This window comes from Roseofilum acuticapitatum BLCC-M154 (assembly GCF_030068475.1).
Lineage (GTDB): Bacteria > Cyanobacteriota > Cyanobacteriia > Cyanobacteriales > Desertifilaceae > Roseofilum > Roseofilum acuticapitatum.
In genome coordinates this window covers 1-17347 of record NZ_JAQOSP010000036.1, presented here as the reverse complement: position 1 = coordinate 17347, position 17347 = coordinate 1, and the positions used below count along the sequence as shown (strand labels likewise).

Below are 17347 nucleotides of genomic sequence, written 5' to 3'. Positions count from 1 at the left end.
AATAAAAGATGAGTGAAAACATGCCTTTACCCTTCAATCCGCGATCGCCAGAATTTCGCGCCAACCCCTATCCCACCTATGATTACCTGCGAACTCACCATCCTATCTACTACCGAACGGAAGGAAGAGATTGGGTGCTGACCCGCTACGCTGATATGGTGGAAGTCCTGCACAATCGAAGTTTTGGTCATCCAGAGTCATTGCCACCCCATCCCATTCAAGGACACAACCTTCTGGATCGATTCTTATCTTTGCGATTCTCAAGCCAAAGACTGATGAGGTTATGGGTAATCCTCAGTAATCCTCCTACCCATACTAGAATTCGCCAACTGTTCCAGAATTCCTTCACAATTGGGCAAGTGCAAACATGGCGCAGCCAAATTCAGACCGAGGCCGATCGCTTAATTGCGGGGTTTGAAGGCTTAGAGCGGATAGACATTATGAGCGATCTGGCTTATCCTCTCACCATGTACGGGATTTGCCAGATATTGGGAATCTTGCCAGAAGAACGGCATCCTCAGTTCCCCCAGTGGTCTCACGATTTGTCTTCGATTATTGACCTTGATGTGAGTGCGCTAGACAATGAGCGAGGTCTGTTGGCGATCGCCAATTTTGCCGAATACTTCCGCAATTGGATTTCTAAAGATCGTAACCCTTCTCAACCCCACAACCACCTGATTAGTACGCTGATTAAAGCACAAGCTGAGGGGCAATTAAGTGAAGAAGAACTCTTAGGAAACCTAATTCTCATGTTTTTTGCCGGACATTCCACCACCAAATATTTAATTGGCAACAGCGTCCTGGCACTCCTCAATCACCCAGAGCAGCTCCATCTACTACAAGCTAATCCGGACTCGATCCAAATGGCGATCGCTGAAGTTCTGCGCTATGACAATCCGGTTCAGTTTATCTCCCGTACAGCCTTCTCGGATATCCAACTCTCAAATCAAACCATTGCTCAGGGTCAAGTCGTTCATTGTATTCTAGCTGCTGGCAATCGAGACCCCGCCCAGTTCCCCAACCCGAACACCTTTGATATTAGGCGCAAACCCAATCCCCATCTTTCTTTTGGTCAAGGCATTCATATTTGTCTCGGAAAGCACTTAGCCCAATTAGTAGCAGAAATTTCCGTAAGTACGCTAGTGTGCCATTTCCCTAAATTATCCTTAGCAACCGAATCCCTCGAATGGGAGGAAACTTTCCTCGTGCGGGGTTTGAAATCATTGCCAGTTGTCTTGTGAATAGAGCAACCCACGCATTGCCCAGTCATGTTTGTGCGCCTGTTCCAGTTCGGCAACTGTGAAATGGAGTCCAAGGTTAGAACCCAGGTTAACAAAGCTTTCTAAGTCCGGACTTTTACAGGTGGCTAAAAGTAGCGTTTTGAGCTGTTTATCTGCACGAAACTGTTGTATAAATTGTAAAGCATTTTGGACAGACATGAACTTCCTTTCGGTATGGTAAAAGTCCTGGAGAACCCAAGAAAATGGAGAGGTAGGTAAAAATGGATAGCGCAGATATTGCCGGAGCAAGAAACCCGGTTTTTTCAAAAAACCGGGTTTCTCAGCCATCACATTCAACAAGCGGATTGCTATCAAAGAATTTAACACTCTCTATCGATATACGGCTTGTGGTTTGAATATTGCTTCTGAGTTAGTCTGTCCTGAGTTGCGCCCCTACTCTGGCAATGACTCCGATTTTGATGTCCGCATTTCTGTCGGCCCTGTGAGCGATCGCCTCATAGAACCGGTCTATGAGGACTGGTTCAGTCAAATCAAACCAGGAGCTTATCTGCTAAAAGTGGATGAGATTGCCAAATATTTAGTGCTTGATGGCAAAGAGATTATCATCGATCCTGCTGCCGGTTGTCCCGAAGAACTCATACGTCTCTATCTTTTCTCCCAAGGTTTCGGCTCCTTGCTGCACCAACGGGGTCGTTTAATCCTCCATGCCAGCGCTGTTGAGAGCGATCGCGGTGCTATGTATATTTCTGGGTCGTTCGGGTGCAGGCAAATCCACCTTAGCGGCTGGATTCCTAAAAGCCGGTTATCGGATTTTAGCCGATGACTTATGCGTAATTGACTGTTCTCCAGATCAAGGGCCGCAAGTTTGTCCTGCCTTAGCTCAAATTCGCTTGTGGAATGACACCTTGCAACAGCTAAACTACGATCGCCAGACCCTGCAACGAGTGTGGCACAAAGAAGACAAATATACGAAATATTTGCCAGAGTTGCTGGCCAGCCATCCCAGCAAATTGTATGGCATCTATTGGCTAGACCCTGGCGATGTGCCCGGTGTTTCAGTGATATCTTTAACCAAAGTGGAACAGTTTGAGGCATTGATGAAGAATGTATTCCGAGTAGAATTTATTAAAGCTTTGGGCGTGAGAGAAAACGTTTTCCAACAAATTTCTCAAGTCCTCGGCACTATCCAGGTCAAACGGCTGGTTCGACCGCAAAGTTATTTTTCGCTCGGCCAAGTGATCGAATGTCTGGAAGAAGATATGGCCCTTTGCGCTGTATTGATGGACAGTAGGTTTTGATCCCCCTAAATCCCCCTTGAAAAGGGGGACTTTTGCTGCCCCCTTTTTTAAGGGGGGTTGGGGGGATCGAAATGTCCCTCACTCATAGCGCAAACTGCTGTATGGCTATGCTAGAAACCGGGTTTCTTTAGAGTTTGAATAAAAATAAGGTGTTTTTTATGGGATTAAATCAAACCATTACTCTGACTCAAAAAATTGTTCGCAACCCAGATATTTTGGCCTCCAATCTGGAGGACGAACTGGTGATGATGAACATAGAGAGCGATAGCTACTACGGTACGAACCCAGTCGGCACGCGCATCTGGGAGCTACTGGATCAACCTTTGAGTGTGGCCGAACTCTGCGGCCTCCTACAAGAGGAGTTTGACGTAGACGCTCAAACCTGTCAGCAAGATGTATTGCCTTTTATCCAGAAGATCATCGATGAAAAACTGGTTCGCATTATTGAAGAATAAAGCCGCTCTATTTTGGCAACAACCGAGCCACAGAAAAATAGCTTTCCTAGAGGCGTTTCTCTGGCTCGGTTTAGCGCGGGGCTGTGTGCTACTTTTTCCCTTTCGGTGGATCGCCCCCTATTTGGGGGGTCTAAACCAAGAAACCTCAGAAGACGGCATTCAGCCAGCAGAACAGGCAGTAGTTGGGCAGATCGCTTGGGCGATCGCCACCAGCAGCCGCTATACCCCTTGGCGCAGCAACTGTTTGGCACAGGCGATCGCCGGTAAAATAATGTTGCGGCGGCGCAAAATTGCCAGTACCCTCTATCTGGGGCTGAAAAAAAATGCCGACCAACTCGAAGCCCATGCCTGGCTCAGAGTCGGCCAGGAAATCATCACTGGCGGCACAATTGAATCTCAATTTAAAGTCATTTCTTTTTTTGGTGCTTAAAGAATTCTCTAGGGAGATTGCCAACATTGAGCGGAATCTACGGCATTTTTTATAAAGACGGTACGCCAGTTACCTCAGAGACTATCGAGCCGATGCGAAGATCTATGGCAGCTTGGGGTAAAGATGGTCAAGGCTCTTGGTGTGAAAATTCCGTGGGATTGGGTCACTTGATGTTACACTCCACTCCCGAATCCCTGCACGAAAAATTGCCCATTGCCCATCCCAAGAATCCCAATTGGGTGATCACTGCTGATGCCCGCATCGATAATCGGCAGGAACTCTGGGCAGCCCTAAATGTGGCATCTGCCGAGGCTCGAACCCTACCCGACAGTATTCTGATTTTATTGGCTTACGAAAAATGGGGGCGAGACTGTGTAAGTCGGCTAATCGGCGAATTTGCTTTTGTCCTCTGGGATCGAAAGCAGCAGATCCTCTTTTGCGGTCGAGACCATATGGGCTTCAAGCCCTTTTATTACTACGAAGATAACCGCAGCTTTATCTTTGCTTCCGATATCGAGGGGGTGCTGGCTCGCTCGGAGGTTCCGCACCGCCCCAACGAACCTTTACTAGCCGCTTATTTGCAGGAAGACACCTATTTTCCAGAAAAGCGCCAGACCTTTTTGGCCGATATTGTCAAATTGCCGCCAGCTCATCAATTGACGGTGACTGCAAAGACTAGCCAACTGACTCAATACTGGTCTCTCAATAATGTAAGAGAAGTACGTCTACCCTCGGATGAAGCTTATGCAGAGCAGTTACGCGAGCTACTTTTTGAGGCAGTGCAGTGCCGAATTCGGACTCCTTTCCCGGTAGGCTGCCACCTCAGTGGTGGGTTAGATTCCTCTAGCGTAACGGCGATCGCCGCCCAATTGCTCCGTCAGCAAGGCAAAACCCCCACCGCCTATTCCTGGTCTCCGCCGCCCCCAGCCACAGGTGAATGCCCCGATGACGAGCGCCGGTTAATCCAGGCCGTTTGTCAACAAGAAGGGATTGAATGCCAATATATCGACTTAAAGGTGGAGGATGTGGTCAGAACTTATATGCGAGACTTCAGCCGCGACCCAACAGAGATGATGTTTCGCGAGCAACTCGTCCAAGAGCAAGCCGCCCAAGACGACGTTCGCATCATGCTTTCGGGCTGGGGTGGAGACGAAGCGATTACGGGTCATGGCTGGGGATTTTGGTCGGAGCTATTTTTGCGGGGACGCTGGGGGAAACTGCATCAAGAAATTCGTTGCTTGTCCCAACAGGAGGGCGCTAATCTATTGTACGCTCTCAGATTAGATGCTCGTGTCGCCTACAAGAAAGTCTTACTGCCCCTGGTTCCCGAAGCGATCTGGTCTTGGCGGTACGGACGGAACAGTAGAAGCAGTTGCTACCCCATAACCTGCATCAATCCCAGCTTTGCCCAGCAACATGAAGAGGCAGTTTTGGCTATGCGCGGGCCATCCTTGCAGGAGAGTCCGGGGGTGCAAGCAAATCAGTGGCGTTGGCTAAATAACGGGCATTTGACCAAACGGATAGAAGCCTGGGCGGTCAATGGCGATCGCCAGGGATTGCTCTATTCTTACCCCCTGCTAGACCGACGCATCCTGGAGTTTGGTCTGGGTACGCCCCCAGAGCAGTTCGTACAGCAGGGATGCGGACGATCCTTGATGCGTAGAGCAGTTGAAGGTATATTGCCAGCCGCAGTACAATGGAATCGCTCTAAACGAGAAGCGGCTGCTTTTGCTGTCCTCGATCGCGTATGGCTACCTGCTCTACCTGTTTTGAGCGATCGGCTTGGCTTGCAGGAGGGCGATCGTCCAGCAGCTAAATATGTAGACTTAAACAAGTTAGAAGAGGTGATATCGCAAACCAAAGAAATGAAACGGGATGTAGAAGTCCTGTTGATTACCCTAGCCTGTGTCAATTGCTTTAGAGTTTAATTAGTTTCGTCACTTTATCTAAGAAAGGAGTGCAATACCATGAATACAAATCCAAACAACCAACCACAACCGGCAAAAAAAATCTGGCTTGCCCCCGAGCTGAATAAAATTGCGGTACGAGAAACAGAAAGCGGTCCGTTGCTACCCAATCCTGAAAGTGGTGCATGCTCCCCTCCCCCGGTTCTGCCTTCTTAATGCACGATTGCCTTGATCGGGTAGCGTTGGATCTATTAGAAACCCGGTTTCTTGAAGAAACCGGGTTTCTAGACCCCAATTGCGATCGTAGAAATTGTTTTTCGAGCGGAGTGAAGGTAAATTAGATGTTAGAAACAAGCGATAGAGTAATTGCACAAAAATGCGATAAGGCAGAACTCAAGATTAGATGTAGCGATCCAGAAGCGCTCAAGATATTTATAGAGAGAACCATGGCAGAACGATTGTGTTCTCTCTCAGATGGGATTCGGCAAACTGAAGACCGCTTGCAGGAATTTGAGGCCAAGTATCGGCAATCTACTGAGGAGTTTCTGCGTCGTTTCAATAACGACGAGCTACAGCATACCTTTGACTTTGATGAGTGGATTGGCGAATCTCGGATGCTAAAGCGCTTGCAAGCAAAGGCAGAGCAATTGAAAGGTATTGAGGCGTAAGGAATTACTAATATTGCTTAACCCCAACCCACCAGCCCAAGCAGCAGAATACAACCGCATAGCGGCTTCCTTTCTTCGGCATCCACCAGACCCCAAACTCAGCGCCTTAGCCGTTGCTTGGTATCGGCGGTCTCTGGAGGTGGAACCGAACTGCATCACAACCCATCTGGCTTTAGCACAAGCCTATCACCAGATCGGTCAATTACCAGAAGCATGGGATTGTTGCAACACAGCAGCAGCAATTGACCCGGAGTCCCTACAGCCCGACTTTTATCGCTGTATGTTGCAATTACCCATTGTCTATCGGCAGCCAGAGGAAGTATGGCACAGTCGCAAACAATACCAGCAACAACTGATATCCTTGAGCGAGAAAATCGACCGAGCTATACCAGAGGCGATCGCCGCCCTAGCAGACGCAGTTGGCCGCATTACGCCTTTTTATTTAGCCTACCAAGGCGAGGACGATCTAGACTTAATGCGCCTTTACGGGCAGCTCATCACCCGAATAATGGCCGCTCGCTATCCCCAGTGGGCGGGGTGTAGTGAAAACCAGCCGATCGTTCATGGACTCTCCCAGTCGTCGGATCCCCCCAAACCCCCCTTAAAAAGGGGGGCTTCCGGAAGCCCCCCCTTTCGTAAGGGGGGGTTTGGGGGGGATCGGAGCCAACTCATTTTGACCACACCCCAGTGGGCGCAGTCTCTGCCAAGCGTTGCCCCCAAACCAAACGAAGCCATCCGAGTCGGCATAGTGTCGGGACATTTTTATCGCCATTCGATCTGGAAAGATGTTATCAAAGGATGGATCGATCAACTCGATCGCCAGAAATTTCACCTCATTGGCTACGCGCTCAACAAAACCGAGGATGAAGAAACCGAATTTGCCCGGAATTGTTTAGCCAAATTTGTCACCGGCTCCCATACAACAGAGGAATGGGGACAGCTCATCCAAGCCGACGAGTCCCATATTTTGCTCTATCCCGAAGTCAGCATGAATACTAAGGCCATTCAGCTTTCCGCCTTGCGACTCGCTCCGGTTCAAGTCACCACTTGGGCGACCTATGTAACCAGTGGTTTGCCCACGATTGATTATTATTTAAGTGGAGCGCTCATCGAACCAGAACGGGCAGAAAAACAGTACACTGAACAACTGGTTAGATTGCCCAATCTCTCCATGTACTACACCCCGCTAGAAGAAACCCTTTCATCGGAGCAACGCCAAGACTTTGGCTTGCGTTCTTCAGCCGTAGCCTACTTTTGTCCCCAGTCCCTGTTTAAATATTTACCACAATATGATGGGTTCTACCCGCGCATTGCCCAAGCGGTGGGCGACTGTCAGTTTATCTTTCTGAAGCACAAAACGTCAGAAGCGCTGACGAAAATCTTTAGCAAACGATTGCAGGATGCGTTTGCGCTTGAAGGTCTGGACATGCAACAATATGTCGTCATGCAGCCAGCCCTATCCCATGCTAGTTACCATCGCCTGAACGATCTAGCCGATATTTTCCTGGATAGCATCGGCGTAGCGGGTGCTACAACTACCCTAGAAGGAATTGCTTATAATCTACCCATCGTCACTCTACCAGGGGAATTTTTGCGCGGGCGCGTGAGCAGTGGTATTTTGCGAAAGATGCAAGTTACCGAAACCATTGCCACCTCCCCAGAAGATTATGTCGAGATTGCGATTCGTCTGGGCAAAGATGCCCCTTTCCGAGAGCGAGTGAGGGCGCGAATGGCGGAAAATAAGCATAAGATTTATGGCGATAGGGCTTGTATTAAGGGCTTAGAAAACTTTCTGGAAAACGTAGGGTCTTTTCATGTCTCGAAACGGTCGTAGGGGCGAACGGCCGTTCGCCCCTACCAGTGCAGAAATGGTATGAGGCATAATTGTAAGGCTAATGACAACGATTAATGGCGATCGCAATTCAAGGTAAGCGCATTCTCATAACCGGAGTAAGCGGTTTTTTAGGACGGGTAGTCTGCCAGCAACTGAGAAAGCATGGCGGATATGTGACGGGTATGGATAGAAATCCACCGGAAGCAAAAGAGCCAGCAGCCGAACCCTTGATGTTGCCCCAGGACTTTATCCAACTGGATCTGACTAGCCCAAATTTGTTGGATCTTTTGGCTCACCAGCACTTTGATGCTGTTTTCCACCTCGCAGGATTCGTTTATTTTGCCGATTCCGTGAAAACTCCGGCTCTGGATTTTAATCAAAATTTGGTAGCAACTTTTAACCTGCTCGAAGCCCTCCGCAGCAGTGGGTTTTCCGGTCGCTTGGTCTATGCTTCAACGGCAGCAGTCTATGGGGAACCCCGACAAGTTCCCATTGACGAAGAGACAGCGACTCGACCGATTTCTCCTTATGGTGTGAGTAAGTTGGCTGCTGAGGAGTACATTCGCGTCTTCTCCCAGTGCTACGGCTTTCAAAGCGCGATCGCCCGTATCTTTTCTCTCTACGGGCCGAGGCAACAGAAACAAGTGATATTTGATATTCTATGTAAAACTTTGCTTTCTGACGAGGCGATCGAGCTGTTTGGCGATGGCTGCGAAATGCGCGATTTCGTTCACGTCAGCGATGCTGCTCGCGCTTTGATATGGCTGGCGAACGAAGCCAAAATCAATGCGCCAATCTTCAATGTTTGCTCTGCTGAAGGAATCACGATCCGCGACCTAGCCACCCTCATCGTTACTTTAGCCGATCGCCATCCCGATCGCATTGTTTTTACCGGCGATCGTAGAAGCGGCGATCCCATCCACTGGATCGGCTGCAATCAAAAATTGCTCGCTACTGGCTTTTCTTTGGAGCGATCGCTCTCAGATGGCTTATCAGAAACGGTAGCATGGTTTCGCCGGGAGTTTTATATCCAGTCCGGTTAAACACCGTTCTAATGAATTAAGCGAACCAGTTGTTGCTGATGCTCAATTTCTCCGACCACGCGACGTATGGGTTGGGGCCAAACCCGGAGTAAGGTGGGGGTGGCTAAAACTTGGTCTTGTTCAGCGCGATCGGGATGTTTGAGAATATCAATGACTTTCAAGGTGTAGGGTTGAGAAAGACTTTGTTCTAGAAACGAATGTACTTTTTGTAATAGTCGCTCTGTACTGTTGTGATTTCCAGAGACAAATAAGCGAAAAATATAACCATGGGGGTTGAATTCTTCTAAGGATAAATCCGGTGGAGTCTCTTCTAGGGAGGGGTTTTGGACTCGCACCACCCAATCATGATCTTCCCACAGTTGGGGAAATTGCTCGTAGTAGGAGGCGATCGCCATCGGATCGCACAATTCAGGAGATACAGAGACCGGTTTCCACTCCACCTCTAAGCCAAATAGGGCATTTAAGAGAGGAGCATAATGAAAGACTAGGGGGTAAGCTTCGGCGACACAATGGAGGTGTTGAGTTTGGGGATCGAGCCACCGATCCAGAGTCGCCGTATAACAAGGTACTAAAAAATGGGGGGTAGCACTAAGATCCAAGAGCGTTTGCAATTTAGCACACAGATCGATATGCCATCGATTCCGTTTACTCGGATCGATGCAGTAAACGATATCCCCCCCAGGTGTAAATAGGGCGATCGCCTTGAATGACTCTGATATAATCATTCCCGTCAGTCTGAATTACATCCGACCTCGGAGGAATTGGGCCATTTCATTTGGCGTTGGCGATTTCTCTAGGGCTGTTTCTTCCGTAATTCGACCCTCTTGATAGAGGTTATAGAGAGCCTTATTCATGGTCGTCATCCCTTCAAACTCTGACCGGAGCATGATTTGGGTAATCGCCTCTAAGTCATTTTTGATCACATATTCCTTGACTGCATCGGTCGCGATCATAATGTCATGGAATGCCGCCCGTTTACCATCCGTGGTTTTACAGAGTCCCTGAGCAATGATGCAGACTAAAGACTCCGCAAGTGAAACCCGCAGGGCTGGCTGTTCTGCCGGGGGAAACATCCCCATAATCCGCTCAATCGTTTTTACCGCACTATTAGTGTGCAGGGTTCCCATCACCAAGTGACCCGTAGATGCCGCTTTCAGGGCAATGCCCATGGTTTCCTTGTCCCGAATTTCCCCCACCAACATCAAATCCGGGTCTTCCCGCAGAGCGGCTTTTAGGGCATTCTTAAATTCGCGGGTATGGCGGCCAACTTCTCGGTGTTTCACCAGAGATTTCTGACTCACATGGACAAATTCCACCGGGTCTTCAATCGTGATGATATGGTGAGCCATGTTCCGATTGATATAGTCAATCAGGGCCGCCATCGTGGTTGATTTCCCGGAACCCGTGGGCCCCGTCACCAGAACCAGTCCCTTGTGATAGTGACAGACATCCTTAAATACTTCTGGGGATTTCAATTGTTCCATCGTCAAAATATTGGATGGAATCAAGCGCAACACCATGGCTGGCCCCGCCAAGGAATCAAAGACATTAATCCGAATTCGCACAAAGCCAAAATCAAACGCACCGTCAAAATCCAGGTGGTCTTGGAATTGGCGAATTTCTTCATCCGTCATACATTCTCGCAACCAGCTCATGAATGTATTCAGATCAGTTTTGGGATATTCCAAACTGGTAATATCACCCCGTTTCCGAAAGCGGGGAAGCTCATTGACCCCTAGGTGAATATCGGAGACCCCTTCTTCGTCTGCGCGTTTGACAATTTCTTCGAGGGTAGGATTACCCGGACTTGGCCCGGATTTGGCAGCTTGTCGCTTGGCTGCTTTGGGGGCTGCTCCGGGAGGGGGAGCGGCCTTAGCCTTCGCTGCCTTTGCTGCCTGCGGATTCATGGGCATGGTGCGGGCCGGCATTTGTTGGGTGGCTCCATCCGGGCTGGCGGTTGTGCGCGGTGGAGGCGCTGGGGGACGAGGGGGAGGAGAGGGAGGAGTTTTCTGGGGAGATTGGGTCATAACCAAGTCCTGTTGAATACATCAAAAGTATAGGAAAATTATAGAGCTTCGGACATCGGCGATCGATACATCAAAATATTAAGGTGTAAGATGACATCCAAAGGGGTGTGGTCTGAAGAACTGTTGAACTCATTGTACTCTTTAATTTTCAGGTTGACCGTCATTGATGGGTCAGCCCATAGGGAGACCAGCCAATTTCTATTGTACCCCCCTTTTTTTGTTGTGTTTGTATAAAATATGTCTAAAATTTGGCGAATTGGGATTATTTTGGGCACTCGTCCAGAGGCGATTAAGTTAGCGCCTGTAATTGGGCAATTTCGCTCGGCCCCAGAGTTTGAGACTCAAGTGGTTTTAACCGGTCAACATCAAGAGATGGTGTCCCAGGTCATGGAATTGTTTGGGCTGAGGGCCGACCATGATTTGGAGATTATGCAGCCGAAGCAAACCCTGACGGATATCACTTGTCGGAGTTTGCAGGGTTTAGAGGCTCTGTTTGCCGAATTGGGGTTAGATTTGGTGATTGTACAGGGAGATACAACGACGGCCTTTGCAGCTACGTTAGCGGCATTTTACCAAAAAATCCCTGTTGCCCATGTGGAGGCTGGATTACGCACAGACCAGCTTTGGAATCCCTATCCAGAGGAGGCTAATCGCCGGTTAATTTCGCAATTGGCGAGTTTACATTTTGCCCCTACGGAGTTAGCGGTGGAGAATTTACGGCGCTCTGGGGTGGTGGGAGAGATTCACCAAACGGGAAATACGGTGATTGATGCGCTTTTGAAGGTGGCTCAATCTCAGAGCGGGTGTGAAATTGGGGGGTTGGACTGGTCTAAATATCGGGTGTTATTGGCGACAGTGCATCGGCGGGAAAATTGGGGAGAGCCGTTAGAGGCGATCGCCACTGGATTTCTGCAAATTTTAGCCCAATTTCCCGATACTGCCCTGGTATTGCCCTTACACCGCAATCCCACAGTGCGCGAACCTTTACAACGAATGCTGGGCAACCGCGATCGCATCTTTTTAACCGAACCTTTAGATTATGCCCAATTAGTCGGGGCGATCGCCGCCTGTCATTTCGTCTTAACCGACTCTGGTGGCCTTCAGGAAGAAGCCCCCTCATTAGGCAAACCGGTATTGGTGCTAAGGGAGACTACAGAGCGTCCAGAGGCGATCGCCGCCGGAACCGCCCGCCTAGTCGGTACAGAGTCCCACTCTATCCTTAACGCTGCCTCCGAACTCCTCTGGCAACCCCACCTCTATCAGCGCATGGCAACCGCCATCAACCCCTTCGGAGACGGCCACGCCTCTGAACGCATCCTAGAGCAAGTCAGGAAATTCCTCAAACCTTAGAAAACCGGATTTCGCCCTAACAACTCCCTCACCGCCTCCTGCTCCAAGGGTTTCGCAAACAGATACCCTTGTCCATAATCACACCCCAATTCCTTCAACTTCTGCTGTTGTTCCACCGTTTCCACCCCCTCCGCCACCACTCGCATCGACAAACTATGGCCCAAATTCACAATCGATTTTACCAACTCCCAATCTTTTTCCACCTGAGAATGCAAAGGAATAAAAGATCGATCGATCTTCAGGGTATCAATCGGAAACAACTGGAGGCGACTTAAACTCGAATGACCCGTCCCAAAATCATCAATACAAAGATTAACGCCTAACTCTTGCAATTGGCATAATTGACGCACCACCGAGTCCAAATTTTCCATCATCAACCCCTCCGTAATTTCCACTTGGAAATAATCAGGGGGCAACTGATGGCGCTGCAAAGATTGCATAATAATCTCCACCAATCCTGCTTGGGCAAACTGGCGACCGGCCACATTCACATTCACATAAATGGGCTGTAATAATAAGCCATCCTCTTGCCATTGCTTAATTTGTCTACAGGCTTCATCAATCACCCATTCTCCTATAGCCACAATCAGTCCTGTTACTTCCGCCAAAGGAATAAACTTACTAGGACTAATTACTTTATTATCCTGATTTTTCCAGCGAATCAAAGATTCAAAACCACTGATTTTTCCCTTATTTAAATCAATAATCGGTTGATAGTATAAACAAAACTCCTGCCGCTCAATTGCCCGGCGTAAATCCATTTCTAATTGAAATTGACATTCATCCACCGAGCGCATAGTGCTATCAAACAGTTGGTGATGATTTTTTCCCTTGCGTTTAGCATGGTAAATAGCCGTATCTGCATCTTTGAGTAAACGTTCTGCATCCTCATAGACCAAACCCGTAGAAGCATGATGAGATAAAACAATCCCTATACTGGCGCTCATAAATACTTCATGACCTTGCACCCAAAACGGTTCATTCGCAAAAGCTTCTTCCATACAATCCGCTAAGTCCATAATTTCTTCATAATTCTGAATTTCTGGAATTAGCACTGCAAAATCATCGCCATTCAAGCGAGAAACAATCCCACAATTAGCAATATAACTTTCTAAGCGTCTGGCCACACTAATCAGGAGTTGATCGCCGACAAAGTGTCCCAAACTATCATTAATAATCTTAAATCGATTGAGATCGATGGTTAAGATCGTAAAAAAACGGCCGGGTTTTTCGCGTACTTCTTTTAAGCATTCTTCAATTTTATCGATGAAGGCAGAGCGGTTCAATAAACCGGTTAAGGGGTCATGAAAAGCATGATATTCTAAAATTTTTTGGGCTTTTTTGCGCTCGGTAATATCTTCAATTGTCCCTTCTAAATATAGCAGATTACCTTCAGAATCTCGGACGGCATGACAATTTTCGGAAATCCAAATTTTGCTTCGATCTAAACGATACACTTGATATTCAAATCCTAAAATTTCCCCCTTTTCTTCAATCAGGGCGATCAACCTGTCTCGCTGTTCTATATCTACATAAACTTGTTCTGCAATATTATCAATACTTGGGATGAGAGTTTGTGGTGAGTTATAGCCTAAAATCTTCGCAAACGCAGGATTAACATTAATAAATTTACCATCCAATCTGCTTTGAAAAATCCCTTCAATGGCATTTTCAAAGATACTATGATATTTTTTTTTCGCTTTTATAAGAGCTTCTTCAGTTTCTTTTAGTTCTGTAATATCTGTGCCTGTTCCCATCAACTGAAACGCTTGATTTAGATCGTTTTTTTGTACTGTTCCTCGCAGCAAAAACCAGCGAATATTTCCATTTGTGTGAAGTAATCGCTGGACAATTTCATAGGTTTTTATTTCTCCCTTAATGACTTTATCGATTTGTCTAAAAAACTTTATTTTGTCTTCATGATAAATTCGTTCTGACCAATCTTTGACATGGGTTTTATTCTCTTCCGTTGAATACCCCAACAACTGCTGTAAACTGGTATCTAACCTAAATTCATTTTCGAGCAAATCCCATTCCCAAATACCGACTCTTCCTGCTTTAGTTGCCATTTCATAGCGCTTTTGACTTTTGGTCAGAGCTTCTAAAATGCTTTGATGCTCCGTAATATCTAAGCTAATTGATTGTGTGCCAATAATCTCGCCATGGGCATTACTTATGGGGGTTTTAATCACATGAAAATACTGGGGGCGATCGCTAGAAGTCAAATACTGAGTATCAACTTGATCTAAGGCTTTTCCTGTGTTCTGAACCCATTGATCTTGATCAATAAATTGTTGTGCTAACTGGGGAGGATAAAGTTGATCTAAGGATTGTCCGATCGCTTCATTCCATTCCCGTCCTATGGTTCTTAAAAAGGCTTGATTCCCAAAGGTCAACTTACCTTCAAGATCTACCCGATAGATGATTTGGGGTAAAAGATCGGCTAGAGATTGATAATATACATGGCTTTCCCGCAGGAGTTCTTGCAGTAAGAGATTATAACTGGTGAGTCTATCTAAACTTTTATCTAAGGAACTTTGAGTAGCTTGCAGCTTACCGAGCAGCAATTTCTTCTGATCTTGGCTATGACCGATGAAAAAGGCGATACTAAGGGCTAGAAATCCAGATAAAGTTAATTCTAGAGGGGTATGGGGAAAAACAGGGAGATCGCCAGGAATCAGAACCTGATAGATCAGGGTTAAATTGACTAAAGCAGCACTGGCTAACCCGACGCGCAATCCTCCCCAATAGGAAAGCATCACCAAGGCGATCAGGAGGAGGATGAAGGGATGAATCTGCTGTAAAATTGGAGTGTTGGTGCTATCTAAAGGGGTGAATACTAACGCAGACAACAACAAGCAACTCCATAAACCCAAAGCTGACAAAGTTACCCTAATCTGATGCAAGTTGTATGGGTGTGTTTTCACCTGAACCTCCTAGCTGAATTGAAAAAGCCGGAGTAAATGGAGGGTTAAGCGCTTAGGTTAGGATTGCCCATTTTCCAGGTGAAACTAGAGACTAGATTCGTGAGAATATGGGCTAAAATCGGAACCAGCAAGTTACCTGTGGCTAAAGCGCTATATCCTAGGGCGAGTCCGACTAAGGTTGCCCAAATCACATAGGGCCATTGATTGCTCCCACTTAAGTGTAAAACCCCAAAACAGAGGCTTGATAAGATCAAACCAGTAATGTTTAATCCTAGGGCAGGGAGCATCACCCCTCGAAAGAGAAATTCTTCACTTAACCCCGGTAGTAAGCCTAGCCAGACGATATCGGGATAGGTTAAGGGTTTGAGGACAAGGCCGAGATAAACATCGGCACTTTGACGATAGGCGGGCCAGATGCCATACACTAGGGCACTAGCGGCAGTAATTCCTAGGCCAAGAACAACACCGATCGCCAGTTTATCGACTTGCCATTGGGCGCGAAGGTGCGTAATCGAACCCAGGGTTAACCACACTTTGGCGACAATCAGTAAAATAATAGCAGTGACTCCCATGGCAATGAGAATTTGCGATCGCGTCATTGGTTCTAAGTCTGGATTTTGTTGGTCAGTCACGGCGTTTTAGGTGCAAAAAGGTCAATTTCGGGGTTGTTTACTCTTTCCCCGATAAAGGGAATAGGTTCGGCCCAAGAGCGTCTAGATTTACGCCAGATCGATGGGCAACTAAAACTCCCAGGGCTTCTAAATAAGAGTTTACTGGCACTACTGGAATTTTGAGTAGCTCTGGAGGCGATCGCATCTCGGTCTTATTCTCATTTACAGCAATAATGCAAGTCTGGGTTTGACTTAACTTTAAGATAGCACTCCCTCCACAAGCCGTTGCGGGAATCACCACTGCATCGACTTGATCCGCCCAAATATCCGTCGGTTGCGGACGATAGGGCGCTAGGGGAGTCAGCAGTTGGGGGGCGCGACTTAAGCCGACTAAAACGCAAGGTAAAAAGGTATAGCCGAGTTCTTCGGCAGCAGAACGGGGGGAGAGCTTGGGGTTAAGGGGTAGGGGTTGCAGGGCAGGAGCATGGGCGCAGGGGATGCCAAAGGTGCGAACCACGAGATGGGAGATGATGGCTTCTAGACCAGCAATCGGATCGACTCCTTGCCCTTGGCGATAGTTTTGCAAGGCTTCGCTCTCGGTGTCGTCGGGAAATCTGGCGACTACGGCGATCGCCTCTGCTCCCTGTTCATCCTTGAGTTTTTCGGCTGCTCTCAGCAGGCTATCGGGGTTGCCCAGGGTTCCCCAACTGGCATGACTACCACCTTGGGTTAAGCTCACTTCTAGGGGCGCGTCGGTGATGACATAGCCGGTAATATTTAAGCCCAGGGTTGCCCGCGCTGCATCAGCGACTTGTAGATGGCGAGTGCGTAAGTCTGGCTCGATCGCCCGATCCAAAAGTAAGCCAATCCGGTTACTTTTGACTGGGCGCAGTCCCCAGTGTTGACTGGCAAACCGGTCTAGGGCATAGCCTTCTACATAAAAGCTGTTGGCAATATTCCAGTAGAGGGATGCACCATTGAGGACATTGGGATGGGAAATGAGGCGATCGCTAATGGAGGCGATCGCCTTCGCCACGGGCAAGGCATCCCCCGCATAGCCCCCAATGGCTGCACCAATACCTGTGGGGATGATTAAAACTACGGTATAAGGGCGGTTCACGCTTGTTCGATCACCACTGCTTCCACCGTCGCCTTCTGCTGCTCTTCATCTACGGCAGTCACTGCCCAACGCAAGGGTTCGCCCCGCTTTTCCAATTCCGCTTCAATGGCTTGATGCAGTTGGTTGGGCGTAGCTTGTAAATCAATTTCGGCTGTAATAAAGTGAGTTGTCATTTATTTATGCTCTGGGTAAACAGACCTGATTTTGCCCTCATCCCCCAACCCCTTCTCCCACGGGAGAAGGGGGAAAAGTCCCTCTCGGAGGGGGAGAGGGATATAGCGCAAAGCGCCGTATCGGTGGACAGTAGGAAAAGATCCCCCCTTGCCCCCCTTAAAAAGGGGGGAATAGGAAAGTCCCCCTTTTTAAGGGGGATTTTCCGCAAGCGGACATGAAAGGGGGATCAAGATGTCCCACATAAAGCGCGAAAACTGCTGTA

17 protein-coding genes are annotated in these 17347 nt (G+C 48.0%); 10 read left to right on the top strand and 7 right to left on the bottom strand.

The features are described from left to right. Nucleotides 1–8 precede the first annotated feature (8 nt). The gene (locus PMG71_RS05020; RefSeq protein ID WP_283752550.1) at nt 9–1241 is read left to right on the top strand and encodes a cytochrome P450; all 1233 of its coding nucleotides are present in this window, start codon (nt 9–11) and stop codon (nt 1239–1241) included. Here PMG71_RS05020 and PMG71_RS05015 read toward each other — a convergent pair. Next, a complete protein-coding gene (locus PMG71_RS05015) occupies nt 1221–1439 on the bottom strand; it encodes a Nif11-like leader peptide family natural product precursor (RefSeq protein WP_283752549.1) in 219 nt (72 codons plus the stop codon). The genes PMG71_RS05020 and PMG71_RS05015 overlap by 21 nt on opposite strands. 193 nt (nt 1440–1632) lie before the next feature. Between PMG71_RS05015 and PMG71_RS05010 the strand changes: the two genes are divergently transcribed. The 8 genes from PMG71_RS05010 to PMG71_RS04975 all read left to right on the top strand — a co-directional run bounded on the left by PMG71_RS05010 (nt 1633) and on the right by PMG71_RS04975 (nt 8876). Then, on the top strand, nt 1633–2064 hold the full coding sequence (locus PMG71_RS05010) for a hypothetical protein (RefSeq protein WP_283752548.1): 432 nt from the start codon (nt 1633–1635) through the stop codon (nt 2062–2064). After that, a complete protein-coding gene (locus tag PMG71_RS05005) occupies nt 1973–2539 on the top strand; it encodes a hypothetical protein (protein WP_283752547.1) in 567 nt (188 codons plus the stop codon). The genes PMG71_RS05010 and PMG71_RS05005 overlap by 92 nt, the downstream gene beginning before the upstream one ends. A 158-nt stretch (nt 2540–2697) precedes the next feature. Further along, a complete protein-coding gene (locus PMG71_RS05000; protein ID WP_283752546.1) occupies nt 2698–2994 on the top strand; it encodes a lasso peptide biosynthesis PqqD family chaperone in 297 nt (98 codons plus the stop codon). Further along, nucleotides 2963–3424 (top strand): lasso peptide biosynthesis B2 protein, encoded by a 462-nt coding sequence (locus tag PMG71_RS04995; RefSeq protein ID WP_283752545.1) that lies wholly within the window; start codon nt 2963–2965, stop codon nt 3422–3424. The genes PMG71_RS05000 and PMG71_RS04995 overlap by 32 nt, the downstream gene beginning before the upstream one ends. A gap of 17 nt (nt 3425–3441) precedes the next feature. Next, the gene (locus tag PMG71_RS04990) at nt 3442–5352 is read left to right on the top strand and encodes an asparagine synthase-related protein (RefSeq protein ID WP_488199577.1); all 1911 of its coding nucleotides are present in this window, start codon (nt 3442–3444) and stop codon (nt 5350–5352) included. A 320-nt stretch (nt 5353–5672) separates the two neighbouring features. Next, entirely contained in the window at nt 5673–5999 is a 327-nt protein-coding gene (locus PMG71_RS04985) for a hypothetical protein (RefSeq protein WP_283752543.1), read from the top strand. 13 nt (nt 6000–6012) lie between these two features. Further along, entirely contained in the window at nt 6013–7833 is a 1821-nt protein-coding gene (locus tag PMG71_RS04980; protein ID WP_283752542.1) for an O-linked N-acetylglucosamine transferase, SPINDLY family protein, read from the top strand. 74 nt (nt 7834–7907) lie between these two features. Next, nucleotides 7908–8876: an NAD-dependent epimerase/dehydratase family protein gene (locus tag PMG71_RS04975; protein ID WP_283752541.1), complete on the top strand. Its 969-nt coding sequence runs from the start codon at nt 7908–7910 to the stop codon at nt 8874–8876. A gap of 8 nt (nt 8877–8884) precedes the next feature. Here the strand turns inward: PMG71_RS04975 and PMG71_RS04970 are convergent, their stop codons facing one another. Both PMG71_RS04970 and PMG71_RS04965 read right to left on the bottom strand, forming a co-directional pair. After that, nucleotides 8885–9601, bottom strand: coding sequence for a circadian clock KaiB family protein (locus PMG71_RS04970; protein ID WP_283752540.1), 717 nt, complete (start codon nt 9599–9601; stop codon nt 8885–8887). Nucleotides 9602–9616: 15 nt separating this feature from the next. Further along, nucleotides 9617–10903 (bottom strand): type IV pilus twitching motility protein PilT, encoded by a 1287-nt coding sequence (locus PMG71_RS04965; RefSeq protein ID WP_283752539.1) that lies wholly within the window; start codon nt 10901–10903, stop codon nt 9617–9619. Between the two features lie 237 nt (nt 10904–11140). Between PMG71_RS04965 and wecB the strand changes: the two genes are divergently transcribed. Further along, complete coding sequence (gene wecB, locus PMG71_RS04960; protein WP_283752538.1) at nt 11141–12253, top strand: non-hydrolyzing UDP-N-acetylglucosamine 2-epimerase; 1113 nt, start codon at nt 11141–11143, stop codon at nt 12251–12253. Here wecB and PMG71_RS04955 read toward each other — a convergent pair. From PMG71_RS04955 to PMG71_RS04940, 4 genes are all read right to left on the bottom strand, one after another. After that, nucleotides 12250–15105, bottom strand: a complete 2856-nt coding sequence (locus PMG71_RS04955) for a sensor domain-containing protein (protein WP_283752537.1) — start codon at nt 15103–15105, stop codon at nt 12250–12252. The genes wecB and PMG71_RS04955 overlap by 4 nt on opposite strands. Before the next feature lie 119 nt (nt 15106–15224). After that, nucleotides 15225–15812: a CPBP family intramembrane glutamic endopeptidase gene (locus tag PMG71_RS04950; RefSeq protein WP_283752536.1), complete on the bottom strand. Its 588-nt coding sequence runs from the start codon at nt 15810–15812 to the stop codon at nt 15225–15227. Nucleotides 15813–15849: 37 nt separating this feature from the next. After that, on the bottom strand, nt 15850–16911 hold the full coding sequence (locus PMG71_RS04945; RefSeq protein WP_283752535.1) for a DUF3326 domain-containing protein: 1062 nt from the start codon (nt 16909–16911) through the stop codon (nt 15850–15852). After that, nucleotides 16908–17084 (bottom strand): hypothetical protein, encoded by a 177-nt coding sequence (locus PMG71_RS04940; RefSeq protein ID WP_283752534.1) that lies wholly within the window; start codon nt 17082–17084, stop codon nt 16908–16910. The genes PMG71_RS04945 and PMG71_RS04940 overlap by 4 nt, the downstream gene beginning before the upstream one ends. Between the last annotated feature and the right edge of the window lie 263 nt (nt 17085–17347).